Below are 12,661 nucleotides of genomic sequence, written 5' to 3'. Positions count from 1 at the left end.
GCCCGTCAAACAGTACAGTCCGACCGGTCGGTATGTAACCGGAATGAGAGCTCAGCCGTGCCAGACATCATTCGAACGACGCTAAAACCCTTGGGCCTGCTGGTGCTGGGGGCGTCGCTGTCCGCCTGCGGCTTCGAGCCGCCGATCCATCTCCCCGCCGGCCCGGGCAAGGACGGGTACACCGCCGGCCCCGCGCCGCACGAAACGGCCGCGAGCATGGGCAAGGGCGGCGGCGCGCAGATGCTCGAATACGGTAAAAACCTGCATCAGGCCTGGTGGCATCTGTTCCACTCGCCGCGTCTCGACGCGCTGGTGAAACAGGCGATGGCGCACAATCCGACGCTGGACATGGCGCGCGCGCAGCTGCATCAGGCCGAAGCGGTGGCCGCGATCGACGCCAGCGTATTCTATCCGCAGGTGAGCGCCAATCTCGGTGCGCAGCGCGCCAAGTCCGTGGTGCAGAGCGGCGGCGGCAAGTCGACCTCGTACACGTATTCGCTGTTCACCGGCGGCGTGGGGGTGAGTTACTACCCCGATATCTTCGGCGTCAATCGCCTGGTTTACCAGGGCAGCGAGGCGCAGGTCGAATACCAGCGCTACCAGCTCGAGGCCGCCGGCCTGTCGCTCAGCGGCAATGTGGTGGCCGCGGCGATCGGCGAGGCCGCCGTGCGCGCGCAGATCGACGCCACACGGCAGATCATTCGCCAGGAGCGTCAGCTGCTCAAGCTCACGCAGACGCAGTACAAGGCCGGCTCGGTCAGCCAGCTCAACGTGATCAACCAGCAGGCGCAGCTTGCCAGCAGCGAGGCCATGCTGCCGCCGTTGATGCAGCAGCTCGCCGTATATCGCCACGAGATGGCGATCCTGGTGGGCGCCTATCCGAGCCAGTGGCACGGCAAGCCGTTCACGCTCGCCGAACTGCATTTGCCCAAGCGCATACCGCTCAGCCTGCCGTCCGAGCTGGTCAAGCAGCGTCCCGACGTGCAGGCGGCCGAGCGTCAGATCCGCTACGCCGCCGCGCTGGTCGGCGAGTCGCGCGCCGAATTTTTCCCCACGCTGCAGCTGACCGGCAACTTCGGTTATGCCAGCAATGCCACGCGCCTGCTGTTCAGCCCGGCGAGCACGGTCTGGAGCCTGGCGGCCTCGCTGGTGCAGCCGATCTTCGAGGGCGGCAAGCTGAATGCCCAGGAGCGCGAGGCCAAGGCGGTGTTCGAGGGCGAGTTCGCCAACTACCGGGTGACGGTGCTGGGCGCCTTCCAGCAGGTGGCCAATGCGCTGCGCGCCGTGCAGAACGACGCCGACGCGCTGTCCGCGCAGCGCACCGCGCTGGACGACGCGCGCCAGGCGCTCGACCTGGCCGAATACCAGTACCGCACCGGCGCCACCGATTACCTGTCGCTGCTCGCCTCCGAGGTGCAGTACAACGACGCCAAGATCGCCTACCTCAAGGCGCAGGCGCAGCGCTACCAGGACACCGCTTCCTTGCTGCTCGCCCTTGGCGGCGGCTGGTGGCACCAGCCGGTCAAGGGTGTGCCGGCATCGATGGCCGGCACCGCGGGCGGGGCATCCTCGTGAAGCCGTTTTCCGTCCATTTCCGTTTTCCCGTGAACATCAATACCTCTGAGAGCGAGGGGGATCAGTTATGAAAAAGCGCCTGGCCATCGTCATCGTCGTCCTTGCCGTCCTGTTCGGCGGCATCTTCGGCTGGAAGGCCTTCGTCGGTCACAAGATGGCCGAAATGATGGCGCACATGCATCGCCCGCCGGCCACGGTCAGCACGGCCACGGCCAAAAGCGAGACCTGGCACGCCAAGACCTTTGCCGTGGGCACGCTGAGCGCGGTGCAGGGCACCAATCTGATGGCGCAGATCGCCGGCGACGTGACCCATATCGATTTCCACTCGGGCGAATACGTCAAGGCCGGGCAGCGCCTGCTGCAGATCGACGACAGCACGCAGCGCGCGCAGCTCGACCACGATCTCGCGCAGATGCATCTGGCCCAGGTGAACCTTGAGCGCACGCGCAAGCTGATCGCCCACCATGCCGCCAGCCAGGCTCAGCTCGACACCGACAAGGCCACGCTCGCCAGCGCCCGCGCCGCCGTCGCCAGCGACCGCGCCACTCTGACCAAGCTCAACATCCGGGCGCCGTTCGGCGGCCATCTCGGCGTGCGCAAGGTCAGCCTCGGCGAATACGTGTCGGTGAACACGCCGCTGGTCGACCTGCAGTCCTGGAACCCGCTGTACGTGAATTTCACCGTGCCGCAGAGCGAGATCGCGAGCGTCGAGGCCGGCACGCCGGTCGAGGTCACGGTCAACGCCTACCCGGGCAAGGTCTTCAAGGGCAAGGTGCACGCCCTCGGCTCCGCCGTGGATGCCGCCACGCGTCAGCTCGACGTACAGGCGGTGATCCAGAACCCCGACCAGAAGCTGCGTCCGGGCATGTTCGCCCGTGTCAACGTGGTCGGCAAGGTGCCGATGCCGGTGGTGGTGGTGCCGAATACCGCGCTCGCCTACAACACCTACGGCGACTACGTGTACGTGGTCGAATCCAAGCAGGAGCAGGGCAAGACCGTGAAGGTCGCGGTGCAGCGCAAGGTCGAGCCCGGCCTGGAGCGCGGGGAGCTCGTGCAGATCAAGTCGGGCATCAAGCCGGGCGATGTCGTGGTCACCGCCGGGCAGGTCAAGCTGCACAACGGTGCCGCGGTGGCAATCAATAATTCGGTAAAACCCTGAGGCCGACGTCGACATGAAATTCACCGACATCTTCGTCCGCAGGCCGGTCCTTGCGACGGCGCTCAGCCTGGTCATCCTGCTGCTCGGCCTGCAGGCCTTCACGCAGATGACCATCCGCGAATATCCGAAGCTCACCAACTCGATGGTGACCATCACCACGACCTACCCGGGCGCCAGCCCGAGCACCGTGCAAGGCTTCATCACCACGCGGCTGGAACGCGTGATCGCCAGCGCCCCGGGCATCGACTACATGACCTCGATCAGCTCCGAGGGCGCGTCGACCATCACGGCGTACATGAAGCTCAACTACAGCCCCGATGCGGCGGTGGCCAACATCCAGTCGAAGGTGCAGCAGGTGGTCAACCAGCTGCCCACGGGCGCGCAGTTGCCGATCGTCAACGTCACCGTGGGCGATCCCACTGCGCTGATGTACATCGCCTTCTACGGCGACAAGTATAGCCAGCAGCAGATCACCGACTACCTGCTGCGCGTGGTCCAGCCCAAGCTCGCCTCGGTGGCCGGCGTGAGTCAGGCGCAGATCCTGCCGGCTGGCCACGGCAACGGCAACACCTATGCCATGCGCGTGTGGCTCAACCCCGACGAAATGGCCGCGCTCGGCGTGACCGCCGCCGACGTGACCAAGGCACTGGCGGCCAACGACTACATCTCGGCGGTGGGCCGCACCCACGGCAAGAACGTCGCCACCATGATCAGCGCGACCACGAGCCTGCACAATGCGGCCGAGTTCCGTAACCTGGTCATCAAGCAAACCGGCAACACGCTGGTGCGCCTCAAGGACGTCGCCAAGGTCCAGCTCGGCGCGGAGAACTACGATTCCGAGGCCTTCTTCGACGGCAAGACCGCGGCCTTCATCGGCATCCAGCCTTCGCCGTCGGCCAACTCGCTCGACGTCGCCCGCGGTGTCAAGCAGGCGCTCAAGCAGATCAACGCCCAGCTGCCGCCGGGCATGCACACCGCAATTCCCTACGACGCCAGTACCTATATCTCCAAGTCCATCCACGAGGTGCTGATGACCGTGGCTATCACGCTGGGCGTGGTGGTGTTGGTCATCTTCCTGTCGCTGGGCTCGGTGCGCGCGGTGATGATCCCGGTGGTGGCCATCCCGCTGGCGATCATCGGCGGTGGGTTCGTGATGTGGCTGATGGGCTTCTCGGTTAATTTGCTCACCCTGCTCGCCATCGTGCTTGCCATCGGACTGGTGGTCGACGACGCCATCATCGTGGTCGAGAACGTGCACCGGCATATCGAGGAGGGCAGGACGCCCTTCGAGGCGGCGCTGATGACCGGCCGCGAGCTGGGCGGCCCCATCGTGGTCATGTCCACCACCCTGATCGCGGTGTTCGCGCCGATCGGGTTCATGGGCGGCTTCACCGGCAGCCTGTTCTCCGAGTTCGCCTTTACCCTGGTGGCGACCGTGCTCGTGTCCATGATCGTGGCGCTGACGCTCTCGCCCATGCTTAGCGGCAAGGTGCTCAGGCACAGCAAGGAACACGGCCTGGTGCACTTCATCGACGCACGCTTCAATGCCTTCCGCGCGGTCTACGACCGCCTGCTGCACGGCAGCCTGAAGTACGTGCCGGTGACGTTGGTGTTCGCCGCCGCGATCCTCGGCAGCATCTATTTCCTGTTCACGACCACGCCAAAGGAGCTGGCGCCCAAGGAGGACCAGGGCGTGATCTTCGCCATGGGCACGGCCCAGCCGACCGCGACGGCGAGCTACCTGCGCCGCTACGGCATGATGATCCTGCACGACTTCGCTTCGTTGCCGGTATTTTCCAAGAGCTTCATGGTGACCGGCTTCGTGCCGGGCGGCGGCGGCACCAACGGCCTGTTCGCGGGCATGCTGCTCAAGCCCTGGAGCCAGCGCAGCGAGACCGCGATGCAGGTCGAGCCCAAGGTGCAGCAGATGCTCGGCGGCATTCCGGGGTTGCAGGTCGCGGCCTTCCAGAAGCCGGCACTGCCGGGTTCGGCGGGGGGGCTGCCGGTGCAGTTCGTGATCCAGTCCAGCTCCGGCTATCACAAGATCAATACCGTGGCGAACGAACTGATCGGGCGCGCCTACAAGAGCGGCCTGTTCATGTACGTGACCAAGGACCTCAAGATCGACAACCCCGAGATCGTGCTCAAGATCCATCGCAACATCGCCGCCAGCCTGGGCCTGACCATGCAGGCGATCACCGAAGACCTGCAGCCGCTGCTCGGCGGCAATCTGATCAACCGCTTCGACATGCAGGGGCGCAGCTACGAGGTGATCCCACAGGTGCCGGACAAGTTCCGCGCCAATCCCGATCTGCTCAAGCAGTACTACCTGCAGACCGCATCGGGCAAGCTCGTGCCGGCGTCCACGGTGGTATCCATCCAGCGCAGCGTGCAGCCCGAATACCTGCCGCAGTTCCAGCAGCAGAATTCGGCCACCATCCAGGCCATCCCGATGCCGGGCGTGACCCAGGGCGAAGCGCTGGGATTCCTGCGCGCCACCGCCAAGCAGATCTTCCCGGCCGGGTTCAGCGTCAACTACGCCAGCGAATCGCGTCAGTTCATGCAGGAGAAGGGCGGTCTGATGGTGACCTTCGTGCTCGCGGTGCTGCTGATCTACCTGCTGCTGGCCGCGCAGTTCGAAAGCTTCCGCGACCCCTGGATCGTGCTCATTACGGTGCCGATGTCGATCAGCGGCGCGCTCATCTTCATGAGCCTGGGACTGGCCACGATCAATATCTACACCGAGGTCGGCCTCATCACCCTGATCGGCCTGATCGCCAAGCAGGGCATCCTGATCGTGCAGTTCGCCAACGAGATCCAGCGCAACGAGGGACTCGACAAGCGGGCTGCGGTGGAAAAGGCCTCCAGCATCCGCCTGCGTCCGATCCTGATGACCACCGGCGCCATGGTGTTCGGCGTGGTGCCGCTGCTGCTGGCCACCGGCCCCGGCGCTGTCAGTCGTTTCGACATGGGCCTGGTGATCGCCGCCGGCCTGTCGATCGGCTCGCTGTTCTCGCTGTTCGTGGTGCCGGCCATGTACATGCTGATGGCCAAGGATCTCACCGGCGAATATCGCGCCCGCCAAGAGGCCGGAAGCGAAGCGGAACCTTCGGCCCAGACCTGAAACGACTGAAATGGCCGCCTCCGGGCGGCCATTTTTTTGGGTGTGTGGGGCAGTGGGTGTCAACCGTGGCACGACCCGGAATAGCGCCGCATCCCCGTTGTACCCGCCCAAGGGCTCGATGGTTTCATGTGGCCACGCTGTCGCGTATCACACAGCGATTACCGTGCTGTCCGTGTGGACTGTGCAATATTGAGCGCGATGGCTTCGGCCACTTCGATGCCGTCGATCGCGGCGGAGAGAATGCCGCCGGCATAACCTGCGCCTTCGCCGGCTGGGTAGAGTCCTGCTGTGTTGATGCTTTGATAGTCAGCGCCGCGGCGGATGCGGATGGGCGATGAGGTGCGCGTCTCCACACCGGTTAGCACCGCGTCGTGCTGCGCGAAGCCATGGATCTGCCGGGCGAACGCAGGGATCGCCTCGCGTATCGCCTCGATGGCGTAGTCAGGTAGGGCGCTGGATAGGTCGCACGGCCGCACCCCCGGCGTGTAAGAGGGGATGACGGTACCCAGCCCGGTCGATGCGACGCCGGCCAGAAAATCGCCGACCAATTGGGCCGGTGCATGGTAGTTGCGCCCGCCGAGCTCATACGCACGGCTCTCCCACTGACGCTGAAATGCGATGCCGGCCAGCGCGTCTCCAGGGTAATCCGCCGGGCTGATGCCCACCACGATGCCGCTGTTGGCATTGCGCTCGTTGCGGGAATACTGACTCATGCCGTTGGTGACGACGCGTTCCGGTTCTGAGGTCGCCGCGACCACCGTGCCGCCCGGACACATGCAGAAGCTATACACCGAACGTCCGTTGCTGGCGTGGTAAGCCAATTTGTAATCGGCTGCGCCCAGCGCCGGATGGCCGGCATTTGGGCCGAGCCGACACGCATCGATCAACGATTGTGGATGTTCGATGCGGAAGCCGACGGAAAACGGCTTCGCCTCCAGGTGTACGCCACGTGTGTGCAGCATCTGGAAGGTGTCGCGCGCGCTGTGGCCTACCGCGAGAACGACATGATCACTGCGCAGGTGGTCACCATTCGCCAGGTGTACGCCGCGCAATTGTCCATTCTCGATGAGCAGATCGTCGACCTTGTGCCCAAAGCGGATCTCGCCGCCCAGCGACTCGATGGTGGCGCGCATCTTCTCGATCATGCTGACCAGCCGGAAGGTGCCGATATGCGGTTTGCTTACATAAAGGATTTCCGGCGGCGCGCCGGCCTTGACGAATTCCGTCAGCACCTTGCGTCCGTAATGCTTCGGGTCCTTGATCTGGCTGTGCAGTTTGCCGTCGGAGAACGTACCGGCGCCGCCTTCGCCGAACTGCACGTTGGATTCCGGATCAAGTACACCTTGCCGCCAAAGTCCGAAGGTGTCTCGCGTGCGCTCGCGCACGGGCTTGCCGCGTTCCAGGATGATCGGACAAAAACCCATCTGCGCCAGGATCAACCCGGCGAACAACCCGCACGGCCCCATACCGATCACGACCGGGCGAGTCGGCAGATCGGCGGTGGCGTGGGTGACGAAGCGATAGGTCGTATCCGGCGCCAGCCCGACATGCGGATCGTCCGCAACACGCGCGAGCACGGCTGCCTCGTCGTGCAGCACAACATCCACGGTGTAGACGAAAAGAATGCGCGCATGCTTACGGGCATCGATACCACGACGGAAGATCGTGAAGTCCACCACCGCATCCGCGGCGATCCCGAGCCGAGTGGCGATGGCCTGCTGGAGCGCTGCTTCGGCGTGGTCTAGGGAGAGTCTGATTTCAGTCAGTCGCAGCATGGCATCGGGGCGCCGCGGAGAAGGTGCGCGAAGTTTACCGGCATGTCCCGGCCGGGGATACTGGAAGGCGCGTCACTAGCCTCATGCGTTCTCATGGTGAGGGATGGAGGATGTCGGAGGGCTGGCTGGGCCTGGCATCTGATGTGTGATGTCGGGCGCCAATCCACTGATGGGCAAAGGCTGAATTAGAGGCAAGGTGATAAGGGGATAAATAAGGGACAAGTGCTGCGCATCACAGACGCGCAGCGACTTCGCCTTTGATCTTGATGCCCGGTTGCGCCTTGCCTCGCCCGTGCGCGCCGACGCGGGCTCGGGCGGTGCCGCTTCTGGTGTGTTGCATGCGCTGATGGCGCCGATCTACATCATCGCCGGCATGTTGATGGCGCAGGGCGGATTCCTGGCCTATTACTTGCCGGCCGTACCCTTCATTTTCTGGAGTTTCGGTGTCCTGGGGTGGTTGCTGCTGATCGTCGAAAGCACGATCGCGGCGCCACTGTGGGCGGTATCGCACGCGGTACCGGAAGGGGAGGGATTCGCCGGGCGCTATGCGTTGCAGGGTTGGCAGATGTTCGTCAACGTGATTTTCCGCCCGATCTTGTTGACGGTCGGGCTGCTCATTTCATTGATGCTGATGCACGTGATCTGCCATTTCGCCTTGGTCGGCTACAAGTATGCGAATCTATCGATAGTCGATAGCACCAGCATGGTGAGTATCACCGGCTTCCTGTTCACGAATCTGATCATGATCGCCCTGGCGATCGCGCTCGCGCACAAGTCGCACGAACTGATCTATGAGACGGCGGACAACGTCATGAAGTGGATCGGTTTCGATACGACGGCACTCGGCTCGGTCAAGAGCGAGGGGATGGTCGAGGGCGCGGTCAAGGGCGGCGGTGGCGACATCAAGACCGGTGCGGATGCCATGGTGGCGGCAAGGAAGCGGAATCCCGACGACCGGATGCCGAGGCCGTCATCCGATGCGGATAATGGCGGTGCGGATGTAAATGGGCCAAAGGATTCTGGTGAGTCAACCGATGGAGGGAAGTGAGGCGAACGGTTGCCGCCTCACTCCACGAATGTTTATCGCTGGCTCAATTCGGCCTTTTTGGCGGCAATACGGGCGTTGTAGCGGTCTTTCCCGCCCATCAGCTCCGTAATATCTCTACCACCACTCAGTTCTTCGATCACCTCGTCTTTGATGTGACCCTTGGCATTTGCAGTGTTTAGCCTCTCTTTAGTGGCTTTCAGCTGCTGCTCAAGATTGGCGGCGTACTGGCGCCACTCGTCTACGGCATCCAGTGCATCATCCAATTCGGCGGCGCGGGCGCCAGCGAGCACCGCGAAAAAGGTTGAATTATCTCCTGACATGGCGGCAATCCTCAAAAAATGGATGTATCGTATTTTATGTGGGATGGTGGTAAAGCGCCAATACACCATCCATTATGCGCAAGACGATCGGATGTTCAAGCGGTGGGCAGGGCTCCATGATCAGAATTCGCAATACCGACATGCCCGCGCTTCATTAATTGCCGTTCCTGGATGCCATAAAGAAACGCATGGGGTCTTGCCCTTCGCCTCCCTCGTGCGCTTGCTAAGCAAGCAGAATGAGTTTGGCTTTCCAATACAAAGCGGCAATTCTAGGGAGAGTTCCCTGAAGACGACGAATGACGGTTATTGGGCGAGATCTGCCTTGCGGAATCTCAGTCGATACTACGCCCGTTTCGAGAAGAATGATCTGTGGTGGCTGATGTCGGCGTCCCGTGCTGCAAGCCGGAGGTATTTATCCCGCTTTGCTTTGTTATAACGCACTGTCTACCGCCGATAGACCTGTCAGGCAGCAGCCGCGTTCTGATCCTCCATGCTTATCGGTTCCCCTGGCGTCCTGCCCGCTGGTCTGTGATGACGAATATGCGCCGATGGCTGGCGTCGGCTCAGGCGCAGGGGAACACGGTGGGGCGGGACGAGGCGAGCACGTGTCGCGTCCTTGCGCGCCGTGCCGATGACGATGGACGGTAAGCTCTGCAGGCGCGGCTTAGCGTGCTTATGCCTCCGGTGTCATCAGATCTTCACCAGCAATACGACGCCGACGAAAATCGAGGCGGCGACCAATGCCGCGCGCCACAGCGGCACGAAGTACGGTGTTTCGCCGGCTGCGCGGTGCGACTTGTAGCCGTGAATCATGGCCGACACAAGATTCTCGCCGCGGAACAGACGGTAGAAGACGATCGCGGCGAGGTGCAGGCCGATGAGGAGCAACAGGAGATTGAAATTGAAGGCGTGCAAATGCGCGAAGCGCCGGCCGGTCCCGTAGGAGACCCACTGGGACAGGGGGCCTGAGGCGCCGCCGTCGTCATTGACCGCGAATAGGCCGAGGATGGTTTGCAGCAGCAAAAGGCTCAGCATGACGATGATGCTGAGCGCGCCCAGCGGGTTGTGCCCGAGCGACGCATCGCCCTCGCGCTTGAAGAGCTTGCGCACGTAGCGCCAAATGCCTGCTGGTCCGCGGACGAAGCTGCTGAAGCGGGCTGTCTGGCCGCCGCAAAATCCCCAAACGATCCGAAAGGACACGAGGCCGAGGACGCCGTAGCCGGCGAACAGGTGCCATCGCATGTGGTCGGTGTCCGCGGTCCACCAGCAGACCCCGAACAGGATCAGGACGCTCCAGTGCCAGAGCCTCGTCGGTAGATCCCAGACCCGAACGCGTTTTCGAACGGCCGTCTCCTGGTTGCCCATGCATCACCACCAGCTGCTGTGCGTGCGGAAAGCGCGATGGCAGCTGCCGCAGGATTGGCCGAGTTTCCTCGCATCGAATGCGAGCGCGTTGAAGTCGTGCCGGGCGGCGTCGCGTGTGAGGTTGTCGGCGCTGATTTTCATACGCTGGGCGGCTCGGGCGAATGCGGCGGGTTTTGCCCAGATTTCCCGGCTCGCCCGGGTGGCGACGCCATGCCCTTTCCCGCTGCCTGCCGGGAACCACGTGGGCAGGGCATTGGAGAGTGCGGCAATCTGCTTTGCGTACACCTGTATCCAGTGCCAGTCCGGAGGCGACCGGTGCATCTCGTCCCGCAGGAACTTGTCGTTCCGGCCCAGTGCCTTGAAGTGATCCTTGCGTGCGTGGACGATTTGCGCGACGTCGGCGGCCTGCGCGCCGCCCGCCAGACTCATCAACAGTGCGGCGCTGATGCACGCGAGCGGAATGCGGCGATGGCGGGTTCGAAAGCTGTTAAGACGCATGGAGATCAACCCTTGAGGTGGTGGAGTAGGCGGGTGGGCGGTTCGATCGCCCGGTGAATTTTCGGCGCATCGTCTTGCGACATGCAGGCGCTGGCGCTGACATTCGTGCGGCCGTGATTGCATCCTTGCGGACTTGCTGTGCGTGCGGGAGACGGGCATCGACTCGGTGTGTATATCGCTGCAGGGTGGCGTCGCGCGCGGCAGCGGATCGACGGCGAGGTCGTGAATGCCCGGTTTTTTCAGATATCGACCGCCGGCGCATATGTGGATGTCATCATTCAAAATAATGGTCACGATAAGGCAGAGCGTTAATTGAAGACATCTCCAAATGCGGTTTCCTGACGCGGATCGTCGCAATCGTCCTGCGGCGTAATGGGCGGCCTGTAAAAAATATGGAGCGGTACTATGGCATAGCGGGCGGGCGTGAATTGTTACCGCTCAGTAAGGAACGATATTCAGTGCCCGCATGCCATTGGCTGTTGCCCGAATTCTGCGGGAGATTGATAGATAACCCGTATAAAACAACGCGCGCCATTATATTAGCGATGATTGATGTAATAAATCTTAAACAATTCATGTTTGGATTTTTTTGTCCATGATCGTCCGGCGCCGCGCATTGTTACGCGATTTTGATAACGACGGATCTGTCGGCTCTGGATATGGCGGCGTCACCGCGATATGCGCGGATTTTCGGTGCAGTCTTGGCAGGCTTTGGCGAAATGCATCGCGTCGCGGCGCCTTCAAGATCGCATGGCGATGTGTGCCGCCCGTGCCTGGCTTGCATCCGCATTTCGCATGATTTCCATGCTCCGGCATGTTTCAGTGGCCGCCTCGTTGCCGATAATCGCGCCAGGCCTGCGTTTCATTCAGGTCCTCCAGCACCTCTCGGCTGCCTTTGATCCCGGCCCGCCGGTCGGGCGGCAGGGCACGCAACTGCAGGTCGAGGCGCGCCTCGGGCGCAGCCGGGTCCAGGTGCATCAGGGTTTCGGCGAAATCCCTGGCCAGCAGAACCGGATGACCGCCGCGGCCGTTGTGCCGGGGAATGGCGACCGCGATGCCGGGTCGCAGCGCGCGGACCAGTGCCCGTACCAGCCAGGGCGGCGGGACGGGCACGTCGATGGGCAGGATGAGCACGTCGTCGCGCAGCGGGGCGAGTCCGGTCTGCAGCGAGACGAAGGGTCCGAGGGCATGGCGCCGATTCAGGCGCAGGGGAACGCGGCGATGCAGGCAGGCGAGCACGCGCCGCGGTCTTGCGCCCAGCACCAGGCGTACCTCGCCGCAACCGGCCGCGCGCAGCGCGTCGATCTGGCGGTCCAGCCAGACGCTGCCGGGCAGGCGGCGGCAGGCCTTGTGACGGCGGCCGGAGCGGCTCGACCGGCCGCCGGCGAGCAGGATCGCCGTCGGCATGCGTGCCTTAGCCTGCGCGAGGCAGCAGGCTGACGTGGGCGGCGACCACGCGCCAGCCCTCGGGAGTGCGCATCCAGGTCTGGCTCTGGCGCCCCCGTACCTCGCCGCGGCGGAACTCGGTGTTCGCGGTGGCGAAGTCCTCGCCGTAGGTGGTGATCACGGTGTTGACCAGTTCGCGGGCCAGGTTCTGCGCCGGGCGCGAGGCGCGGAAGGCGGCGATGGCCGCGTAGCCGTACAGGTTCTCGCCGACGCCGTAGCGCAGCGTGTGCGGGCTGTCCCAGAACAGTTCGTCGAGCACGGCGACGTCGTTGCCGACCAGGGCGGCTTCGTACCGCGCGAAGGCGGCCTCGACCTCGGCCACGACCACGGGCAGATTGATCTCAGGCATGT

10 protein-coding genes are annotated in these 12,661 nt (G+C 63.5%); 4 read left to right on the top strand and 6 right to left on the bottom strand.

The window, feature by feature from the left end; all coding sequences use genetic code 11:
- Nucleotides 1–57: 57 nt before the first annotated feature.
- The 3 genes from THPRO_RS11040 to THPRO_RS11030 all read left to right on the top strand — a co-directional run bounded on the left by THPRO_RS11040 (nt 58) and on the right by THPRO_RS11030 (nt 5,858).
- Entirely contained in the window at nt 58–1,575 is a 1,518-nt protein-coding gene (locus tag THPRO_RS11040; protein WP_201786978.1) for an efflux transporter outer membrane subunit, read from the top strand.
- Nucleotides 1,576–1,642: 67 nt separating this feature from the next.
- Nucleotides 1,643–2,734: an efflux RND transporter periplasmic adaptor subunit gene (locus THPRO_RS11035; protein WP_038091637.1), complete on the top strand. Its 1,092-nt coding sequence runs from the start codon at nt 1,643–1,645 to the stop codon at nt 2,732–2,734.
- Between the two features lie 13 nt (nt 2,735–2,747).
- Nucleotides 2,748–5,858 carry an efflux RND transporter permease subunit gene (locus THPRO_RS11030; protein ID WP_038091635.1) on the top strand — a complete coding sequence of 1,037 codons (3,111 nt, stop codon included), beginning with the start codon at nt 2,748–2,750 and terminating at the stop codon, nt 5,856–5,858.
- A gap of 158 nt (nt 5,859–6,016) precedes the next feature.
- Here THPRO_RS11030 and THPRO_RS11025 read toward each other — a convergent pair whose 3' ends face one another.
- Nucleotides 6,017–7,633, bottom strand: a complete 1,617-nt coding sequence (locus THPRO_RS11025) for an NAD(P)/FAD-dependent oxidoreductase (protein ID WP_065089648.1) — start codon at nt 7,631–7,633, stop codon at nt 6,017–6,019.
- Between the two features lie 292 nt (nt 7,634–7,925).
- On the opposite strand from THPRO_RS11025, the gene THPRO_RS11020 reads away from it, so the two are divergent.
- Nucleotides 7,926–8,681: a DotA/TraY family protein gene (locus tag THPRO_RS11020; protein WP_269085378.1), complete on the top strand. Its 756-nt coding sequence runs from the start codon at nt 7,926–7,928 to the stop codon at nt 8,679–8,681.
- 32 nt (nt 8,682–8,713) lie between these two features.
- On the opposite strand, the gene THPRO_RS11015 is transcribed toward THPRO_RS11020, so the two are convergent.
- The 5 genes from THPRO_RS11015 to hpxZ all read right to left on the bottom strand — a co-directional run bounded on the left by THPRO_RS11015 (nt 8,714) and on the right by hpxZ (nt 12,659).
- The gene (locus THPRO_RS11015; RefSeq protein ID WP_145930842.1) at nt 8,714–9,001 is read right to left on the bottom strand and encodes a hypothetical protein; all 288 of its coding nucleotides are present in this window, start codon (nt 8,999–9,001) and stop codon (nt 8,714–8,716) included.
- A gap of 690 nt (nt 9,002–9,691) precedes the next feature.
- Complete coding sequence (locus tag THPRO_RS11010) at nt 9,692–10,366, bottom strand: cytochrome b/b6 domain-containing protein (protein ID WP_038091628.1); 675 nt, start codon at nt 10,364–10,366, stop codon at nt 9,692–9,694.
- Nucleotides 10,367–10,369: 3 nt separating this feature from the next.
- Nucleotides 10,370–11,221, bottom strand: a complete 852-nt coding sequence (locus THPRO_RS16345) for a c-type cytochrome (protein WP_145930841.1) — start codon at nt 11,219–11,221, stop codon at nt 10,370–10,372.
- 462 nt (nt 11,222–11,683) lie between these two features.
- Entirely contained in the window at nt 11,684–12,271 is a 588-nt protein-coding gene (locus THPRO_RS11000; RefSeq protein WP_065089646.1) for a nucleotidyltransferase family protein, read from the bottom strand.
- 7 nt (nt 12,272–12,278) lie between these two features.
- The gene (hpxZ, locus tag THPRO_RS10995) at nt 12,279–12,659 is read right to left on the bottom strand and encodes an oxalurate catabolism protein HpxZ (protein ID WP_065089645.1); all 381 of its coding nucleotides are present in this window, start codon (nt 12,657–12,659) and stop codon (nt 12,279–12,281) included.
- Nucleotides 12,660–12,661: the final 2 nt, after the last annotated feature.

Source organism: Acidihalobacter prosperus (genome assembly GCF_000754095.2).
In the GTDB taxonomy this organism is placed as follows: Bacteria; Pseudomonadota; Gammaproteobacteria; order DSM-5130; family Acidihalobacteraceae; genus Acidihalobacter; species Acidihalobacter prosperus.
Note: the sequence above shows the minus strand (reverse complement) of the source record. Positions and strands in the feature narration are given on the sequence as shown.